The sequence below is a fragment of the Bradyrhizobium sp. NBAIM08 genome, from assembly GCF_020193935.1.
GTDB classification, from domain to species: domain Bacteria; phylum Pseudomonadota; class Alphaproteobacteria; order Rhizobiales; family Xanthobacteraceae; genus Bradyrhizobium; species Bradyrhizobium yuanmingense.
Map to the genome: position 1 here is coordinate 119,393 of NZ_JADYVR010000008.1, position 17,399 is coordinate 136,791.

The 17,399-nt window shown below is 64.6% G+C and carries 18 protein-coding genes and 1 tRNA gene; 9 read left to right on the forward strand and 10 right to left on the reverse strand.

Annotation, left to right across the window (positions count from 1 at the left end; all coding sequences use genetic code 11):
- Positions 1-4 precede the first annotated feature (4 nt).
- The 3 genes from lptC to I6F37_RS25990 form a co-directional block, all read right to left on the reverse strand.
- On the reverse strand, positions 5-736 hold the full coding sequence (gene lptC / locus I6F37_RS25980) for an LPS export ABC transporter periplasmic protein LptC (RefSeq protein WP_225153075.1): 732 nt from the start codon (positions 734-736) through the stop codon (positions 5-7).
- Positions 737-899: 163 nt separating this feature from the next.
- Entirely contained in the window at positions 900-1,514 is a 615-nt protein-coding gene (locus I6F37_RS25985; RefSeq protein ID WP_197955110.1) for a ribonuclease D, read from the reverse strand.
- Between the two features lie 207 nt (positions 1,515-1,721).
- Positions 1,722-3,032, reverse strand: a complete 1,311-nt coding sequence (locus tag I6F37_RS25990) for a UbiA family prenyltransferase (protein WP_225153077.1) — start codon at positions 3,030-3,032, stop codon at positions 1,722-1,724.
- 275 nt (positions 3,033-3,307) lie between these two features.
- Between I6F37_RS25990 and I6F37_RS25995 the strand changes: the two genes are divergently transcribed.
- The 3 genes from I6F37_RS25995 to I6F37_RS26005 all read left to right on the forward strand — a co-directional run bounded on the left by I6F37_RS25995 (position 3,308) and on the right by I6F37_RS26005 (position 6,509).
- Entirely contained in the window at positions 3,308-4,573 is a 1,266-nt protein-coding gene (locus I6F37_RS25995) for an MFS transporter (RefSeq protein ID WP_225153079.1), read from the forward strand.
- 189 nt (positions 4,574-4,762) lie between these two features.
- Positions 4,763-5,716: a tripartite tricarboxylate transporter substrate binding protein gene (locus I6F37_RS26000; protein ID WP_050995914.1), complete on the forward strand. Its 954-nt coding sequence runs from the start codon at positions 4,763-4,765 to the stop codon at positions 5,714-5,716.
- Between the two features lie 295 nt (positions 5,717-6,011).
- Positions 6,012-6,509 (forward strand): lysozyme inhibitor LprI family protein, encoded by a 498-nt coding sequence (locus I6F37_RS26005; protein ID WP_057030568.1) that lies wholly within the window; start codon positions 6,012-6,014, stop codon positions 6,507-6,509.
- A gap of 157 nt (positions 6,510-6,666) precedes the next feature.
- On the opposite strand, the gene I6F37_RS26010 is transcribed toward I6F37_RS26005, so the two are convergent.
- A tRNA-Leu gene (locus I6F37_RS26010) sits at positions 6,667-6,753 on the reverse strand.
- A 151-nt stretch (positions 6,754-6,904) separates the two neighbouring features.
- Between I6F37_RS26010 and I6F37_RS26015 the strand changes: the two genes are divergently transcribed.
- Entirely contained in the window at positions 6,905-7,870 is a 966-nt protein-coding gene (locus I6F37_RS26015; protein ID WP_225153081.1) for a complex I NDUFA9 subunit family protein, read from the forward strand.
- A gap of 183 nt (positions 7,871-8,053) precedes the next feature.
- Here the strand turns inward: I6F37_RS26015 and I6F37_RS26020 are convergent, their stop codons facing one another.
- From I6F37_RS26020 to I6F37_RS26030, 3 genes are all read right to left on the reverse strand, one after another.
- Positions 8,054-8,794, reverse strand: coding sequence for an SDR family oxidoreductase (locus I6F37_RS26020; protein WP_225153083.1), 741 nt, complete (start codon positions 8,792-8,794; stop codon positions 8,054-8,056).
- 3 nt (positions 8,795-8,797) lie between these two features.
- The gene (locus tag I6F37_RS26025; RefSeq protein WP_225153085.1) at positions 8,798-10,123 is read right to left on the reverse strand and encodes an FAD-binding oxidoreductase; all 1,326 of its coding nucleotides are present in this window, start codon (positions 10,121-10,123) and stop codon (positions 8,798-8,800) included.
- 173 nt (positions 10,124-10,296) lie between these two features.
- Positions 10,297-11,103: an undecaprenyl-diphosphate phosphatase gene (locus I6F37_RS26030; protein WP_225153087.1), complete on the reverse strand. Its 807-nt coding sequence runs from the start codon at positions 11,101-11,103 to the stop codon at positions 10,297-10,299.
- Positions 11,104-11,272: 169 nt separating this feature from the next.
- On the opposite strand from I6F37_RS26030, the gene I6F37_RS26035 reads away from it, so the two are divergent.
- From I6F37_RS26035 to I6F37_RS26045, 3 genes are all read left to right on the forward strand, one after another.
- Entirely contained in the window at positions 11,273-11,965 is a 693-nt protein-coding gene (locus I6F37_RS26035; RefSeq protein ID WP_036024387.1) for a glutathione S-transferase family protein, read from the forward strand.
- On the forward strand, positions 11,914-13,089 hold the full coding sequence (gene queG / locus I6F37_RS26040) for a tRNA epoxyqueuosine(34) reductase QueG (RefSeq protein ID WP_225153089.1): 1,176 nt from the start codon (positions 11,914-11,916) through the stop codon (positions 13,087-13,089). The genes I6F37_RS26035 and queG overlap by 52 nt, the downstream gene beginning before the upstream one ends.
- Positions 13,090-13,269: 180 nt before the next feature.
- Positions 13,270-14,067, forward strand: a complete 798-nt coding sequence (locus tag I6F37_RS26045) for an acyl-CoA thioesterase domain-containing protein (RefSeq protein ID WP_225153091.1) — start codon at positions 13,270-13,272, stop codon at positions 14,065-14,067.
- A gap of 129 nt (positions 14,068-14,196) precedes the next feature.
- Here the strand turns inward: I6F37_RS26045 and I6F37_RS26050 are convergent, their stop codons facing one another.
- Both I6F37_RS26050 and I6F37_RS26055 read right to left on the reverse strand, forming a co-directional pair.
- The gene (locus tag I6F37_RS26050; protein WP_225153093.1) at positions 14,197-14,664 is read right to left on the reverse strand and encodes a nuclear transport factor 2 family protein; all 468 of its coding nucleotides are present in this window, start codon (positions 14,662-14,664) and stop codon (positions 14,197-14,199) included.
- 194 nt (positions 14,665-14,858) lie between these two features.
- A complete protein-coding gene (locus tag I6F37_RS26055) occupies positions 14,859-15,647 on the reverse strand; it encodes a carboxylesterase (protein ID WP_225153095.1) in 789 nt (262 codons plus the stop codon).
- 251 nt (positions 15,648-15,898) lie between these two features.
- Here I6F37_RS26055 and infC point away from each other — a divergent pair, with 251 nt between their 5' ends.
- Positions 15,899-16,438 (forward strand): translation initiation factor IF-3, encoded by a 540-nt coding sequence (gene infC, locus I6F37_RS26060; RefSeq protein ID WP_074447655.1) that lies wholly within the window; start codon positions 15,899-15,901, stop codon positions 16,436-16,438.
- Between the two features lie 68 nt (positions 16,439-16,506).
- Here the strand turns inward: infC and I6F37_RS26065 are convergent, their stop codons facing one another.
- The gene (locus tag I6F37_RS26065) at positions 16,507-16,902 is read right to left on the reverse strand and encodes a hypothetical protein (RefSeq protein WP_036024380.1); all 396 of its coding nucleotides are present in this window, start codon (positions 16,900-16,902) and stop codon (positions 16,507-16,509) included.
- Positions 16,903-17,177: 275 nt separating this feature from the next.
- Between I6F37_RS26065 and rpmI the strand changes: the two genes are divergently transcribed.
- Complete coding sequence (rpmI, locus tag I6F37_RS26070) at positions 17,178-17,378, forward strand: 50S ribosomal protein L35 (RefSeq protein ID WP_008539890.1); 201 nt, start codon at positions 17,178-17,180, stop codon at positions 17,376-17,378.
- Positions 17,379-17,399 lie beyond the last annotated feature (21 nt).

Genomic DNA, 17,399 nt, shown 5'->3' on the forward strand with positions numbered 1-17,399 from the left:
GAAATCATTTCGAATTGGCAGACTTGTTCTGAGGCGTGCGTGTCTTCGTCGGTGCCGGCTCGGGCGGTGGCGGCTGCGTTGCGGCGGGCTCGTCGAGCTTGTCGAGGTGCATCACCACATTGCCCTCGAAGCGGATGACTTCGCCGCCTTCAGTAATTCGCAGGCGATCCGCGCTCAGCGTGCCGTTGGTCAGCTTGACGTCGACGCGCTCGTCCGAGGAGACCGTGCCCTTGCCCATGTCGACGAAGGCCGAGTTCAGCCGCGCCTCATAGCCGGTCGAGGTGCGCAGCAAGATGTCCTTGCGCAGGTCGAGCTGCTGCTGCTTGTTGTCGAAGCGGCCGGTGCGGGCATCGAGGAACAGCGTCGACTTGTCCTCCATCAGCACTTTCGCACGCAGGTCATTGAGATCGACATGATCGGGATCGGTGATGTCCTGCGTCGCGGTCTTGGCCCAGAGCTCGTAGGGCCGCTGGTCCGGCGTGTAACCGGCGAGGTGCGGCGATTCCATCGTGATCTTGGTGCCCGACACCACCAGATTTCCGGAGTCGAGCGGCAGCTTCGGCATCAGGATGCGGAACGGATTGAAGATCGAAACGCCGACGATGACAGCCATGGACAGCAGCACCGCACCGGGGACTGCGATGCGCAGAATCCGCACCAGGCGGCTGTGGCGCGCCGCGCTGGCGAACTTCGCCGCAAGGGCGGCGTCGTAGGCGGGGTTCTGAGCCGAGTTCACCGGGGTTCCTACTTACCTGTCTCCTGACGGATTGCTCGCCGTGTCCGGTCGAGGGGGCACGCCATTCTATCCGGCGCCGCCCAAATATGCAGCCGGCGACAGGCCGTTACGAAAGTGTCCGAAACGGGGCGGCAGGGTCAGGCTAACCGCCGCGCGGGGGCGTTCAGGAGTGCGCGAAAATGTCCTCCTCCGCCCAGCCCTGGAGGTCGAGCAGAGCGCGGGTCGGCAGGAAGTCGAAACAGGCCTGCGCCAGCTGGCTGCGGCCTTCCCGCACCAGCATGGCGTCCAGCCGCTCGCGCAAGGCATGCAGATGCAGCACGTCGGAGGCGGCGTAGGCGAGCTGCGGCTCGGTCAGGCTGTCGGAACCCCAGTCACTGGACTGCTGCTGCTTGGAAAGGTCGATGTTGAGTACCTCGCGGACGAGGTCCTTGAGGCCGTGGCGGTCGGTGTAGGTGCGGGTCAGGCGGGAGGCAATCTTGGTGCAATAAATCGGCCCGGTCATCACGCCGAAGGTCTGGTACAGCACCGCGATATCGAACCGCGCGAAGTGGAAGATCTTCGTGACCGCCGGATTGGCCAGCAGCGCCTTCAGGTTCGGCGCGTCGGTGTGGCCCTTGGGGATCTGCACCACGTCGGCGCTGCCGTCGCCGGGCGAGAGCTGCACCACGCAGAGCCGGTCGCGGTGCGGGTTCAGCCCCATGGTCTCGGTGTCGATCGCGACCGCTCCGGTGTAGCGGGACAGGTCGGGCAGGTCGCCGCGGTGCAGGCGTACGGTCATGAAACCCTCGGGTCGAATCGGTGCGTCGATATCATAGGCTAGAGCATGATCCGGAAAAGTGTGCAGCGGTTTTCCGAAAAGATCATGCTCAATCAATAACCTAAAGCGCGATGACGATTCATCTTAATCGCATCGCGCTTTAGTCGAATGGATCGCGATGTAGCCAGTCGCAGCAGGTCACGCAAGCGGCCGTGACCTTACAGCCGGTCAGATCGCAGCGAGCATGATGCAGATCATCGCCGCGACTGCGGTGCGGCTGGGGCCGTCCCGGAACGCGTACAGGATCGGATCGTCCGGCATCTCGCGGCGATGCGCCATCATCAGCGCACGGCCGAACCAGTACAGCAGCAGCGGCGTGAGCAGCCACAGCATCCAGGGGCGGCTGTAGAGCGGCGTCACCGCCGAGGACGAGACGTAGAGCGAGAACACGGTCACCGCATTCATGGCGCTTGCCGCCGCCATCGCGGCGATGACGTTAAGGTCGGTGACGCGATAGTCGCGGTTGGAGGGATCGGCGAGGCCCACGCTCTCGCGCATGCTGAGCTCGCTGAAGCGCTTGATCAGGGCGAGCGAGGTGAACACGAACAGCGAGAAGATCAACAGCCATTCCGACAGCACCACGCCGACGCCGACCGCGCCGGCGACGATGCGAAGCGTGTAGAGGCCGGCGAGCGTGACGATGTCGACCAGCATCTTGCGCTTGAGCACGAGCGAATAGGCGATCGTGGTGGCGAGATAGAGGCCGAGCACGCCGAGAAACAGCGGCGAGATACAGAGGCTGGCGGCAAGCGCGAACAACCACAATGCAGGAATGACCGACAGCGCCGACGAGATCGGCAAATCGCCGGCTGCGAGCGCGCGGTGGCGCTTGCTCGGATGCTGCCGGTCGGCGGCGAGATCGAGCAGATCGTTCATCAGATAGGCGCCCGAGGCGCAGGCCGAGAACGCCAGGAATGCGAGCAGCGCGTAGCCGAGCGTCGAAAGGTTCAGCTGATGCGCCGTGAGCGCAGGCACGAACACCAGCGTGTTCTTGGCGTATTGATGGACCCGCAGCGCCTTCACCCAGGTGGCGAGGCCGGCTCTACGGACCTCGCGATTTTCGATGCGCGTGATGGAGGCACAATCGAACGGCACGCGCCCCGCCGCGAGATCGGCGTGCGTGACGACGCCATCGAAGCCGAGATGCGCTGAGATCGCCGCGGCATGAGCGGCGAGCCGATCCGCGACGAGATAGATCTTCTCACCGCGCGCCCGTGCCGCCAGCGCCCGGTTCATCACATCGGAATCATAGGGCAGATGGGCGTAGTCGATCTCGGCTCGCGCCAGGATCGCCGTGAGCGCCGCCATCCCCGCCCGTCCGCCCGCACCGAAGCGCGCCAGCATGCGGCCGGGGCTGGAGAACAGCGCCTCCATCAGCAGCTCGGAACGCAGCAGCGCGCCTTCGAGGTCGATGACGAGGGTCCGGGCCGCCGACGGCTCGGACAGGCCAGGATCATACTGGGAGGCACGCTGCTCCATCCGAAAACGCTCTGACTTGCCGTGACATGACCGGCATTCGGCCGGGGGAGCAGGAAATTGGACGGCCAACCCTATGGGAACATTCACTAAAGGCGGCTTAATTCACCTGGAGAGATGGGGGCGGCTTCCGCCCGAGGCGCTGTTGCCCGGATCCCACAATCCGGCGCGAGCTTCCTGTACCGTCAGAACTTTTGCTTCGCGCGCCGTGGATATCGTCCCGGCCCACCCTATCTGCCAATTTCCCTCCCCGGGGGTCCCACCCTGGATCAGGTGCCATGACCGAACCAACGCTCGCTGCGCCGATCGACGACCAGCGTCCGCGCGGATTTTCGCGCTACCAGGCGCTCCTCATCGCGCTGCTGGCGCTGACGCAGTTCACGATCATCCTCGATTTCATCATCATGTCGCCGCTCGGCGCTATCCTGATGCCCGCGCTCGGCATCACGGCGGGGCAGTTCGGCGTTGCCGTATCGGCCTACGCGTTCAGTGCGGGACTATCGGGCATCCTCGCCGCCGGCTTTGCCGATCGTTTCGATCGCAAGCGCCTCCTGCTGTTCTTCTATGTCGGCTTCACGCTGGGGACGCTGCTGTGCGCGGTGGCGCCGAACTACCATGTGCTGCTGATCGGCCGGATCGTGACCGGATTGTTCGGCGGCGTGATCGGCGCGGTCGTGCTCGCCATCATCACCGACCTGTTCTCGTTGCAGATGCGCGGCCGCGTGATGGGAATCATCCAGACGGCGTTCGCCGCCAGCCAGGTGCTCGGCATTCCCGCCGGCCTGTTTCTCGCCAATCACTGGAGCTGGCATGTCTGCTTCATCGCCATCGTGGTGCTGTCGATCGTGACGATCGCCATCATCGCCTTTGCCATGGAGCCGGTCGACGCGCATCTGAAGCTGAAGCAGGACAGAAACCCGTTCCGCCATCTGGTCGCGACGGTCGGTGAGCCGCGCTACACGCTCGCCTTCGCCGTCACGACGCTGCTGGCGACCGGCGGCTACATGCTGATGCCGTTCTCCAGCGCCTACACCGTGCACAATCTCGGCATCGACATCACGCATCTGCCGACGATCTATCTCGTCTCCGGCCTGTTCAGCATCGTCACGGGACCGCTGGTCGGCCGCGCCAGCGACGCGTTCGGCAAATATCCGACCTTCGTGTTCGGCTGCGCCATGACCGTCCTCATGGTGCTGATCTACACCCATCTCGGCCACGTCTCGCTCGCGACGGCAATCATCGTCAACGTGCTGATGTTCGTCGGCATCTTCTCGCGCATGATCCCCTCGCAGGCGCTGATGTCGGCGATCCCGGAGCCCGGCCAGCGCGGCTCGTTCAGCGCGGTCAGCGCCTCGCTCCAGCAACTGTCCGGCGGGCTCGGCTCGGTGCTCGCCAGCGCGATCATCGCGCAAGGCGCGGACGGCGCGCTACTCCATTTCGACCGGATCGGCTACGTCGTCGTCACCACGACGATCGTCACGCTGGTGATGATGTATTTCGTGCAGAAGGCGGTGGCGGAGCGGACGGGAAAGCGGGTGGTGTGAGGGGGAGAGGAGCCGCCGTCCGAATGCGTTTTCCGCGTGGTGGAAGTCACCTGCTTTGTTGCGGACACAGTGCCGCACGTCACGCAGCAACGTTCTTCGCTAGTTTCATCCGATCGGTCCTCGCGACTCGACAAGAAACAACAAGTCCAAGGGCGGGAAATGAGAAAGCTGACACGACGAACATTCGTGATGGGTTCGGCCGTCGCGTTGTGCGCGCCGGCTGTAAGGACCGAGGCGCAATCCGCGTGGCCGTCCAAATCGATCAGGATCATCGTGCCCTATCCACCGGGCGGCCAGACCGACGGCATCGCGCGCGCGTTCGGCGACTTCCTGGCGCGGCAGGTGGGCAAGCCGGTCATCGTCGAGAACAAGGGCGGCGCCGGCGGCGTCATCGGCGTGGCAGAAGCGAAACGCGCCGATCCGGACGGCACCACCATCCTGTGCACGATCTCGTCGTCGCTGATCCAGAACCGCGTCACGGTAAGAGACCTGCCCTACGATCCCGAAAATGATTTTACCTATCTGACGATGGTCATCGGCGCTGGCGGTCCGGTCGTGGCGGCGAAGAAGACCGGTGCGACCAACCTGCGCGAGTTCATCGAATACTGCAAGAAAGTCGGCAGCGTGAACTGGGGATCCTACGGCGTGGGCTCGACGCCGCACGTCCTGATCGAGACGATCGCCAAGCAATACGGCATAAAGGTTCAGGTCATCCAGTATCGCGGCGAGGCGCCGATGTGGAATGACGTCGCCGGACAGACGCTTGATGGCGCCGCCGGGAGCTATGCCGCAGCCGCGCCCGTCATCCAGGCCGGCACCGGCAACCTGATCGGCGTGGTCGGCACCCGTCTGCCGCCCCATCCGGACACGCCGACCATGACCGAGCAAGGCGCCGTCGGCGACTTCTACAATCTGCGTCCCTTCACCACGTTTGCGGTGCCGTCCGGCACGCCGCGAGATATCGTCGATCGCCTCTCGCCGCTGCTGATCCAAGCCGGAACCGATCCGAAAGTTCAGCAGATGCTGAACAACTTCATCCTGTCATCGCCGGCCGATTTCGAAACGACGAATCGGATCTTCAAGCGCGACAGCGACGTGATGCTCCGCATCCTGGGCGATCTCGGCGTCAAGCCGTCGGATTAGCCGCGTCGCGGCCTAGCAGCCCAGCCCGCTTTGCTCGTCGTGGCTCTCCGTATTCGGCGCCCAGCCGACATCGAGCGGATCATGGCGACACTCCGGGCGTCTGCCGGCGTGTCAAATGCACGGTCGTCGTTGCGGAGCCGCCCAGATGGTTTCCAGATATGACGTGCAGAAGGCGGTGGCGGAGCGGACCGGGAAGAAGGTGGTGTGAGGAACGGCTCCTGCTCCACATTCGGGTGAACCCACGCCGGGCCTCCGGTGACCAAGGTTGCATCGATGCGCCGAACGGAGATCTCCCGTGAAATTCAAGCTTGCCGCCGCGATTCTCGCCGCAGGCCTCCCGCTGGCATCGATGGCTTTCGCCCAAGACACCGCCCAGAGCACCGCGCCAGCCGACCTTGCCGTGATCGATGCCTGCCTGAAGAAGGTGGAGAAAACCGGCGGTTTCGGCAGTGCCTGCGTCGGGCTCGTCGCCGACCCCTGCATCAAGGCGGCAGAGGGCGCGAATGACGATGTCGCCAGATGGAAGGCCTGCGCGGCGCGCGAACTCGCCGTCTGGACGCAGAAAACCAGTGAGGCGCTGAAGAAGGTTCAGGCCGGCGGGTTCGCCGACGCGATCAAGGCCGTCAATGACTCGCAGAAAGTTTTCGCCGCCTCGCGTGATCGCCTCTGCGCGGTCTTCGACAACGTCGACCCCGGCATGTACCGGGGCGGCGCGAGCTACTGCCGCCTGCGCGAGACCGCGAACCGCTCGCTGAGCCTGATCAAGCTGGGCGCTGCGGTCAACGAGCACTGAGGCTTCCTAGGGGGGCTCGGGTCACCGGCCTTGCCGGCACCTTCCGACGTGGCGACGACGGCCATTCGGTGCGCCATGAGCGCCGTGCTTCGGTGTCGCAGACCGGTCAGCAGCTCGATGTCCTGCGGATGAGCGATTTCAATCGCTTGAGCAGGGATGGTGCCCAGGAAAGGACTCGAACCTTCACGGCCGTTAAGCCACTGGCACCTGAAGCCAGCGCGTCTACCAATTCCACCACCTGGGCATGCCGTTTGGGGCACGGAGGCGGTTACTACGGTTCGGTGACGCCGTTGTCAATTCATGCGTGAGGCCGGGGTCGGGATGCCGATTGCGCATCGCAAACCGGCCCGATACAAGCCTGACACGACACACTCTTTTCCGCAGGAACGGCTCCCATGGCATCGAATCTGGACACGCTCGTCACGGTTTTCGGCGGATCTGGGTTTTTGGGCCGCAGCGTCGTCCGCGCCCTGTGCAAGCGGGATTACCGGGTTCGGGTTGCGGTGCGGCGGCCGGAACTCGCCGGATACCTGCAGCCGCTCGGCCGGGTCGGGCAGGTTCACAGCGTGCAGGCGAATCTGCGCTATCCGGCCTCGGTTGAGGCGGCGCTGCGTGATTCGCATGTCGTGATCAATCTGGTCGGCGTGCTCACCGAGAGCGGCGGGCAGACGTTTGACGCCGTCCAGGCCAGGGGCGCCGAGACCGTCGCCAAGGCGGCGGCCGCCGCAGGTAGCGCGCTGGTGCATGTCTCGGCGATCGGGGCCGATGCGCAGTCGCCCTCACGCTATGCCAAGGCCAAGGCGGCCGGCGAAGCCGCGGTTCTGGCCGCGGTTCCCTCCGCCACGATCTTCCGCCCGTCCGTGATGTTCGGCCCCGAGGACCAGTTCACCAACCGCTTTGCCGCGCTGGCCCGGATGTCGCCGGTGCTGCCCCTGATCGGCGGCGAGACCAAGATGCAGCCGGTCTATGTCGGCGACGTCGCCAGCGCGATCGCGGATGCTGCCGACGGCAAAGCCAAGGCGGGCGCCACTTACGAGCTCGGCGGGCCGGAAGTGCTGACCATGCGCGAGATCATCGAGGCGATCCTCGAAATCACCGACCGCAAGCGCATGCTGGTGCCGCTGACGTTCGGCCTCGCCCGCTTCCAGGCCAACTTCCTGCAATTCGCGCCGGGCGCGTTCAAGCTGACGCCGGACCAGGTCACGCTGCTCGAGCGCGACAATATCGTGTCGGACGCGGCGAAGGCGGCCGGGCTGACGCTGGAAGGCCTCGGCATCCAGGCCGACTCGCTGGAAGCGATCGCCCCGCAATATCTCTGGCGCTTCCGCCCGCAGGGCCAGTTCCAGCGCATGAGCGTGTGAGGGATCTTCTTTACCTCGCCCCGCTTGCGGGGAGAGGTCGGATTGCGCAGCAATCCGGGTGAGGGGTACAGGTCTCTCGAAGACCGCTCCGGAGAGAGACCCCTCACCCCAACCCTCTCCCCGTAAGAACGGGGCGAGGGGGTGCACTGTCGCTGGAGCGAAGACTGGCCTGTTACACGACTTTCAAAACTTCAGCTTCTTGAACACCGCTTCCGGCAGCGTCTTGATGATCAGCATCACGAGACGCCATCTGCCGCTGACATAGACGATGTTGGTCTTGCTCTCGACGGCGCGAAGGATCGCAGCGCCGACGACGGGGGCTTCGACGGTGAGCGGGCCGATCAGCTTCATGCCTTCGGTCATCCTGGTGCGGACGAAGCCGGGCTTGACCGTGACGACGTGGACGCCGCCACGGCTGGCGCGGGCGCGCAGGCCGGACAGGAAGGCGGAGAAGCCGGCCTTGGCCGAGCCATAGACATAGTTGGAGGCGCGGCCGCGATCGCCGGCGACCGAGGAAACGCCGACCAGCGTGCCGCTGCCGCGGCCCAAGAACTTCTCCGCGAACAGGCCGAGGATCAGGGCCGGACCTTCGTAGTTGGAGCGCATGACCGCGGTGGCTTGGGCGAGATCGCTCTCGGCCTGTTGCTGCACACCAAGCAGGCCGACGATCGAGATGACGACATCGGGCAGCGCGGGCAGGCCGCCGACGAAGCCCTCGAATGAGGCGGTGTCGAGCACGTCGAATGTGTGAACACCGACCTCGACATCGTAGCGCGCGCGAAGATCGGCGGCGTCAGGCTCCAGCGCGCCGACGTCGCGGCCGGCGAGCCCCACATCGTATCCCGCTTTGGCAAAGGCGCGCGCCGTGGCGCGGCCGATGTCGGATGAGCCGCCCAGCACCAGTACAGACTTGCGCGACGTCACGGCCTAGACCTCATCGAACAGACGTTGTGAAAGCTTGGAGCGGATGTTGCCGGCGGGGTCGAGCGCTTTGCGGATCGCGTTGAAGCGCGGCAAGGCGGGATAGCCGGCTTCGAGCGTCTCGCGCGACTGGCGTGCATCCTTGGCAAGATAGAGCCGGCCACCGGCCGCGACAACGAGACGGTCGATCTCGTCGAGAAAATTCAGGATGTCGCCGCGCACAGGGAAATCCAGCGCCAGCGTGTAGCCGGGCAGCGGAAACGACAGGATGCCCTCGCCCTGGCCGAGCTTCTTCAGCACCGCGAGGCAGGAGGCATCGCCGCGCCGCGCGACGCGACCCAGAATCTCGCCGAGCACGTCGCGCGCGCCGTTCTCGGGTATCACGCATTGATGCTGCAGAAAGCCGCGCTTGCCATAGATGCGATTCCAGTCGGCAATGCTGTCGAGCGGAAAGAAATAGGGATAGAGCGAGACCACATGGCTGCCGCCGGCGCGGCGCGCGCCCATGCGATAATACAGCTCGTTGAAAACGCGGATGCCAAAGCGGTTCAGCGTCATCGAGGGCAAATCGATGGGCACGCCAAGACTGGGATGCTTGCCGGCGGGAAACGCCGCGGCGCCGGCAGGAAGCTCGTCCTTGCCGGCGTGCTCCCCGAGATAGATCAGCGAGCGGCCGAGATCCTTGCCGCGGGCAGCGCAATCGATCCAGGCCACCGAATAGGTTGCGGCATCGCCTGCATCGAGCGCGCGCATCGCGGCATCGAGATCGGATGCCGAGATCACGCGCTCGCGGATCCATCCCGTTTCGACCTTGCGCAGCCGCAAGGTCGCTTCGAGGATGACCCCGGTCAGGCCCATGCCGCCGATTGTCGCAAAGAATGCGTCGGAGTTCTGCTCGCGCGAGGCTTCGATCAATTCGCCCTCGCCCGTGCGCAGCAGGATGCTGTCGACATAGCGGCCGAAGCCGCCTTCGCAATGGTGGTTCTTGCCGTGCACGTCGGCGGCGATGGCGCCGCCGATCGACACGAAACGCGTGCCGGGCAGTACGAAGGGCAGGAAGCCGCGCGGGTCGAAGGTCTCGATCAGGCCCGAGAGCAGCACGCCGGCCTCGAGGCGGATTCGGCCGGTCGCCGGATCGAACCACCTGATGCGGTCGAAGCCCGTCATCGTCACGGTCCTGACGGTCCCGATCGCGGCATCGCCGTAGGCACGGCCATTGCCGCGCGCCACGGTGCCGGACACGATGGCGTCGGCAACCGACGCGAACGCGCGCGGACGCAGCATCTCGGTATCGACGACCGGGAAGCGCCCCCAGCCGCTGACGAGGGTCATGGCTCAGCTCCTGCGCCGGGCGCGCCGCCCGGCATTGCGAAACTGAGTACCGATCAAAAGCTTATATTGCGTTGAAGGCGTAGCCCGGATGGAGCGCAGCGTATACCGGGATCGTGCCCAAGTGATGACGGACCGGGATGCGCTGCGCTCCATCCGGGCTACGGACCAAGGGCCTACCGTCCCAGCGCCAGCGCGATCAGGCCGAGGGTGCCGACGATGACGCGCCACCAGGCGAACAGCAGGAAACCGTGCCGGGTGACATAGGTCAAAAACGTCTTCACCACGATGATCGCGGTGATGAACGACACCACGAAGCCGATCGCGACGATGTTGATGTGGTCCATCGTCATCTCGGCGCGGCTCTTGTAGAAGTCGTAGGCGAACGCGCCGATCATGGTGGGGATCGCCAGAAAGAACGAGAATTCCGCCGCCGCGCGCTTGTCGGCTCCGAGCAACATCGCGGCGACGATGCTGGCGCCGGAGCGCGACACGCCCGGGATCATGGCCACGCACTGCGCGATGCCGATATAGAGATACATCAAGAGCGGAAATCTGGTGGCATCATACTCGCGCGGCTTGAGCTCGAGCTTGTCGACCCAGAGCAGGACGGCGCCGCCGACGATCAGTGTGAAGCAGATGACCCACGGATTGAACAGCAGGAGCTTGATGTACTTACCGGCGACGAGGCCGACGATGACAGCGGGCAGGAATGCGACCAGCACGCCGATCACGAAGCGGCGAGCATAGGCATCGCCCTTGAACAGGCCGATCACGACGTCCCACAGCTTGCGGAAGTACAGCCCCACGATCGCGAGAATCGCGCCCAGCTGGATCAGAACCGTAAACGAATCCCAGAACGCGCCTTCGCCGAGATGAAAGAAGCGCTCGGCGATCAGGAGGTGGCCGGTCGAGGATACGGGAAGGAACTCGGTCACGCCCTCGATGATGCCGAGGATCACTGCCCGTATAGCGTCTGACATATTTACGGTCCATTTCGGCTGGAAAAGCGGGGCTCTTCTCGCCTATTCGACCCCATGCCGCAATCGCAAAATGCCAAATCACGCCCTTGCTTCGAGGTTTTGAAGGACTAGTGTGGCGCCGCACAAACATTGATGGATTCTTAAGCACCATCACATAGTCAAAGGCTTCATGTTTACGCTGTTTCATCATCCGTTCTGTCCGCATTCGCGCTTCATTCGCCTGATCGCGGGTGAATACGGGCTCGACCTGAAGCTGATCGAGGAGCGCAGCTGGGAGCGGCGCGAGGCGTTTCTGCTGCTCAATGCGGCCGGCACCACGCCCGTGCTGGTGGACGACGAGCAGCCGCCGATTCCGGGCGCGGCCATCATCGCCGAATATGTCGATGAGGCCTATGGGGCCGGGATGGGCCCCAAGCGCCTGATGCCGGAGACGCTTGCCGAGCGTGTCGAGGTGCGCCGGCTGATGGCCTGGTTCAACGAAAAGTTCTTCGAGGAAGTCTCGCATCCACTCGTCACCGAGCGCATCTACAAGCGCTTCATGAGCGAGGAGAACGGCGGCGGGCCGCCTTCGGCCGACGTGATGCGCGCAGCGAAGGCCAATGTGCGCTATCATCTGGCCTATATCGGCTGGCTGGCGCAGACCCGCAACTTCCTCGCCGGCGACCGGCTCACCTACGCGGATCTCGCCGCCGCGGCGCACCTTTCGGCGATCGACTATCTGGGCGACGTGCCATGGAGCGAGGACGACGCAGCAAAGGCGTGGTACGCGCGGGTGAAATCCCGCCCGTCGTTCCGTCCGCTCCTCAGCGAATGGCTGGCCGGCGTGCCGGCGTCGCGGACCTATGTGGACCTGGATTTCTGAGCTGCGACCCGACTGAACTGAAGGCGGCGCTGGCGCGCGAAGCGCACGCGCTCGGCTTCGACTGCATCGGCGTCACCGCGCCGGGCTCGATCGATGCAGCCGGACAACACTTCCTCGAATTCATCGCCTCGGGCGGCCATGGCGACATGGATTGGCTTGCGAACCAGCCGGAGCGCCGCGTCGACCCGCGCGGGCTGTGGGCCGATGTGCGCAGCGTGATCATGCTCGGCGTCAATTACGGTCCCGACTCCGATCCGCTCGCGATCCTGAAGCAGCGCGCGCGCGCGGCGATCTCGGTCTATGCGCAAGGCGACGACTATCACGACCTCATCAAGAAGCGGCTGAAGGCGCTGGCGCGCTGGCTGGTCGCGACCGCGTCGAGCGAGGTGAAGGTATTCGTCGACACCGCGGCAGTGATGGAGAAGCCGCTGGCGCAGGCCGCGCATCTGGGCTGGCAGGGCAAGCACACCAATCTCGTCTCGCGCGAGTTCGGCTCGTGGCTGTTTCTCGGCGCGATCTACACCACGCTGGAGCTGCCGCGCGACGAACCCGAGATCGATCATTGCGGCTCGTGCCGAGCCTGCCTCGACATCTGCCCGACCGCGGCGTTTCCAGCGCCCTACAAGCTAGATGCGCGGCGCTGCATCTCGTATCTGACCATCGAGAACAAGGGTCCGATCCCGCACGAGTTTCGCAAGAGCATCGGCAACCGCATCTATGGCTGCGATGATTGCCTTGCCGCCTGCCCCTGGAACAAGTTTGCGCAAGAGGGGCGTGAGGCAAAACTCGCCGCGCGCGACGAGTTGCGCGCGCCCTCGCTCGCTGAGCTGGCACGGCTGGACGACGCGGCATTCCGTGCGCTGTTCACGAAATCGCCGGTGAAGCGCATCGGCCGCGACCGGTTCGTGCGCAATGTGCTGATTGCGATCGGCAACTCAGGCGAGGTGGCGCTGGCTGAGGCGGCGCGGCGATTGTTGGATGACGCAAGTCCGCTGGTGCGCGGCGCGGCGGTGTGGGCGCTGGGCCAGTTGCTGGCGCGCGAAGAGTTTGAGGCGATGAAGGGTGCTGCGATCAGTAACGAGCACGACGAGAGTGTGCGCAAGGAGTGGCGCGCCGCTTCCTAGCTCACCGTAGTCATTCCCCGCGAAGGCGGGGATCCAGTACGCCGCGGCCTATCGATTCAATCACAACTGCCGCGGAGTACTGGATCGCCCGGTCAAGCCGGGCGATGACACTCGTGTTGTGGCTGGCACATGCTCTCACCACCCTTGATTTCCCCGCCCATTCCCGCAATCTCGCGCGTCATGACAAGCATGCCTTTCTTCACCCGCGACGGTGGTACATTCCATCCGACGGAAGTCGCCAACGGTCCATGGGATCCGAAATCGCTGCACGGACGCGTCATCGTCGGCCTGCTCGGCTTCGTCATCGAGGAGCGCCATTCCGGGCCCGAATTCGTGCCGGCGCGGCTCACGGTCGACATGTTCCGGCTGCCGACCATCGACAAGCCGATCGAAGTGACGACGCGGCTGGTGCGCGACGGCATGCGCATCCGCGTGGTGGAAGCGGAGTTCTTTTCCGGCGGGGTCAGCATGGCGCGCGCCTCGTGCCAGTTGCTGCGCAAGACGCAAAATCCCGATGGCAATGTCTGGTCGCCGCCGAACTGGGACGCACCGAAGCCGGCCGAGATCCCCAAGCCGACCGATCCCAGGCTCGGCATGAACGGCAAATGGGCGACACGCCCGATCGTCGGCCATATGGGCTCGCTCGGCCCGCGCAGATTGTGGATGAGCGAGGTGCGTGAGCTCGTCGCGGGCACCCCGATGACGCCGTTCGTCCGCGTCGCCACCGGCGCCGATTTTGCCAGCCCGTTTGCGAACGCCGGCGACCAGGGGCTCGGCTACATCAACAGCGACGTCACGATCTATCTGCACCGCCTGCCGGCGACGGAGTGGATCGGCTTCGAGGTGGTGAACCACCACGCCACCGACGGTGTCGCGATCGGCGAATGCTGGCTCTATGACGAACAGGGTCCGATCGGCACCGCGACGGTGGCCGCACTGGCGCAGCGCAAGCCGATGATGAATCCGTCGAAGCGGTAGGAGCGCGCGCCTCTCTCCGGTCGTCATTCCGGGATGCGCCGTCAGGCGCAGACCCGGAATCCATCGGGCCGCAGGCCAAGAGTTGAAATGGATTCCGGGTTCGCGCTTCGCGCGCCCCGGAATGACGACCTAGTCCAAATGCCGCTGCATCTCCGGCCGTGCCTTCAGCTCGGCACCTTGCTTGGCGAAGATCTTCGCGATCCGCTCCGGGGCAAAGTTCAAATCGACGAACGCCGGCGCGGTGTTGGCGACCTCGTGATAGCTCGCGATCTTGCCGCCCTTCAGCGTCATGATCGCCACGCCCTCGAACATCGCCCGCGCGCCGTTTGCTTCCGGCAATGTCGATCTGTAGCTGAAGGTGTAGCGCGCATAGAGCGTGGTGCCGTCGGTGACGGGATCGTGCATGTCCCAGCGGAAATCGGTCGCCGTGCGGTAGAACCAGTCGTCGATCATCGCGGCGATCTTCGCGCGGCCGGCGAAGGCGCCGTAGAAGACATCGTGATAGACGCCGTCCTCGGTGAACAGCTGGGCGAAGGCTTCGCCGTTGCGCTGCTCGACGGCATCGCAGAAGGCGCGCAGCATGGCGGTGGTGGTCATTGGCGTTGCCTCCCAGTTGTTATGCCCTCTCCCCTTGCGGGAGAGGCCAGCTCCGCTCGTTGACGCGCATTTCGTTCGGGTGAGGGGTTGCTTCCGCGAGTCCAACTCTCATTCGGGCCCGTGGAGAGAACCCCTCATCCGACTTTGCTTCGCGAAGCCACCTTCTCCCGCAAGGGGAGACGGAAGATGACACATCACCCGATCTCAGCCACCGCCGCAAGAATGCGCGCGATGTCCTGCGGGCGGGAGAGGCGGTGATCGCCGTCCTGAATCATGGTCAGCACCACGTCGTCGGCCGGCAGGCGATGGGTCAGCGCAAACGCGTGCTGCCAGGGCACATCAGGGTCCTTCGCGCCTTGCAGGATGCGGACGGGGCAGCCGAGATCGATGGCGCTGCCCAGCACGAGGTGGTTGCGTCCCTCCTCGATCAGGTTGCGCGTGATCGGATAGGGCGAGCCGTCGCCATATTCCGATGGGCGCAGCCAGAAGCCCTTGGTCTCGATCTCCTTCTTCACTGCGGGCGAAAAATTCTTCCACATCAGCTCTTCGGTGAAATCGGGCGCCGGCGCGATCAGCACGAGCCCTGCAAGCGACGCTTTGCCGGCACGCTTCCTGATCTTGCGGGCGAGCAGCAGCGCCATCCAGCCGCCCATCGACGAGCCGATCAGGATTTGCGGGCCGTCGCAGAAGCGTTCGAACACCGCAACGCTATCCTCGAGCCAGCTGCCGATCGTCCCAATGGCGAAATCGCCGCTGGATTCGCCGTGGCCGGAATAGTCGAAGCGAACGATTGCGCGGCCGCGCTCGTGGGCCCAGGCATCCAGCGCCACGGCCTTGCCGCCCTGCATGTCCGACTTGAATCCGCCGAGCCAGACCAGGCCGGGGCCTTTTCCGGGACGGCGGCGCACCGCGATCCTGCGGGCGGACGGCCCTTCGCCCACATCGATGAATTCAAGCGCGGCATCGGGAATTGCGTCGGTCATGGAACGTTTACTCTGATTGTGCGGTTTGAGCTGTCCGGACCTGTTCCGAAAGCACGACCGGCATCGCTATTGGTCCTTTGGGACGCTTGCGGAACAGAGGCAAGGTGTCTATGTCGGTCAGCGTGCCGAGGGCCGTGACCAAAATGCATCGCATTTGAGGGTTTTTCGCGCCTCGCACCAGCGACTTGCTTGCCGGCAAACGCATCTTCCTTCAAAATAGCCGCTTCTTTCACAACTTTGGAGAACCACCCATTCGCCGTCCTAATAAAGCTCCGCCCGCTGCCAGCAAAGACGGGCCGCGCATCAATGATGATATCCGCAATGCGCAGATCCAGCTGATCGACCAGACCGGTGACAACAAAGGCACGGTCGAGACCGTCGTCGCCATCCGCATGGCGCAGGAAGTCGGGATGGATCTGGTCGAGATTTCGCCGAATACCAGCCCTCCCGTCTGCAAGATCATGGATTACGGGAAGTACAAGTATTCCGCTCAGAAGAAAGCCGCGGAAGCCCGCAAACGGCAGAAGACCGTCGAGATCAAGGAGATCAAGCTCCGTCCGATGATCGACGACCACGATTACGACGTGAAGATGCGCGCGATGCAGCGCTTCTTCGAAGAGGGTGACAAGGTCAAGATCACGCTGCGCTATCGCGGCCGCGAAATGGCGCACCAGGAGATCGGCACCAAGTTGCTCGACAAGATCAAGACCGACGTCGCCGAGCTCGCCAAGGTCGAGCAGGACGCGCGGTTCGAAGGTCGCCAGGTCGTAATGGTGCTGGCGCCGCGCTGACGCGCAACGCTTTAGGACCTCGAGAATTTCAACGGCCCGTCCGGATCCCCGGCGGGCCGTTTTGTGTGTCAGGTCCTCGTCGCCTGCCAGGTTCCGCTGCACTGGTCGCCGGAGATAATTCCCTTCCACGACCCGGCGCCGTTCACGCCGGCGAGCCGGCCGCCGCCACTGGCGTGGGAGGCGCCGACCGAGACCTGCACGGCGACAGCGCCGGAACGGTTGACCCGGCCCGAGACCCGGCCGCCGCCGGCGGAGGAGACGCGGGTGCCGGTCACGGTGAAGGGAACGCTGTAGCCCGAGCTGCAATTGCCGCGGGTGGTGGCGAAGGTGACGTTCCAGATGCCATCATAGCCGCCGGCGCGGGCGTCAGCCGCCTGTGGCAGCGCAGCCGCGGCGAGCACGGCGAACAGCGCCAGAGGGCGCGGGCGGGCGAATGAAATCAGAAGTTGCGGGAAATGAGCCATTTTGGACCTGCTTCAGGCGAGAAGGCTTGGACATGAGGGGTGGCAGCGTTCAATAGTCGGCGGGCAGGTTGCGGCGGTTCATCGTTGCCAATTGGCCTCTCCTCTGTCATAAGCCCAGCCTTCACCGCCCGGCTGATTTACGGGCTGCCGTGGCGGTGTCTCGTGCGGGTTTCGCGCCTGTTCGCAAAACTTGAGCACAATCAACGCTCTAACGAGCATTTTTGACGGTCCAGCCGCCTTCGCGGGCGGATCTCTGTGGCCATTAGGAGAGCCAAATGCCCAAGCTGAAGACCAAATCGGGCGCTAAAAAGCGCTTCAAGGTGACTGCCACCGGCAAAGTGATGCACGCCCAGCGCGGCAAGCGTCACGGCATGATCAAGCGGACGAAGAAGCAGATCCGTCAGCTCCGCGGCACCCGCGTGCTGTTCAAGACCGACGGCGACAACGTCAAGAAGTACTTCTTGCCGAACGCCTGATCGGGTCCACGATCATTGCCA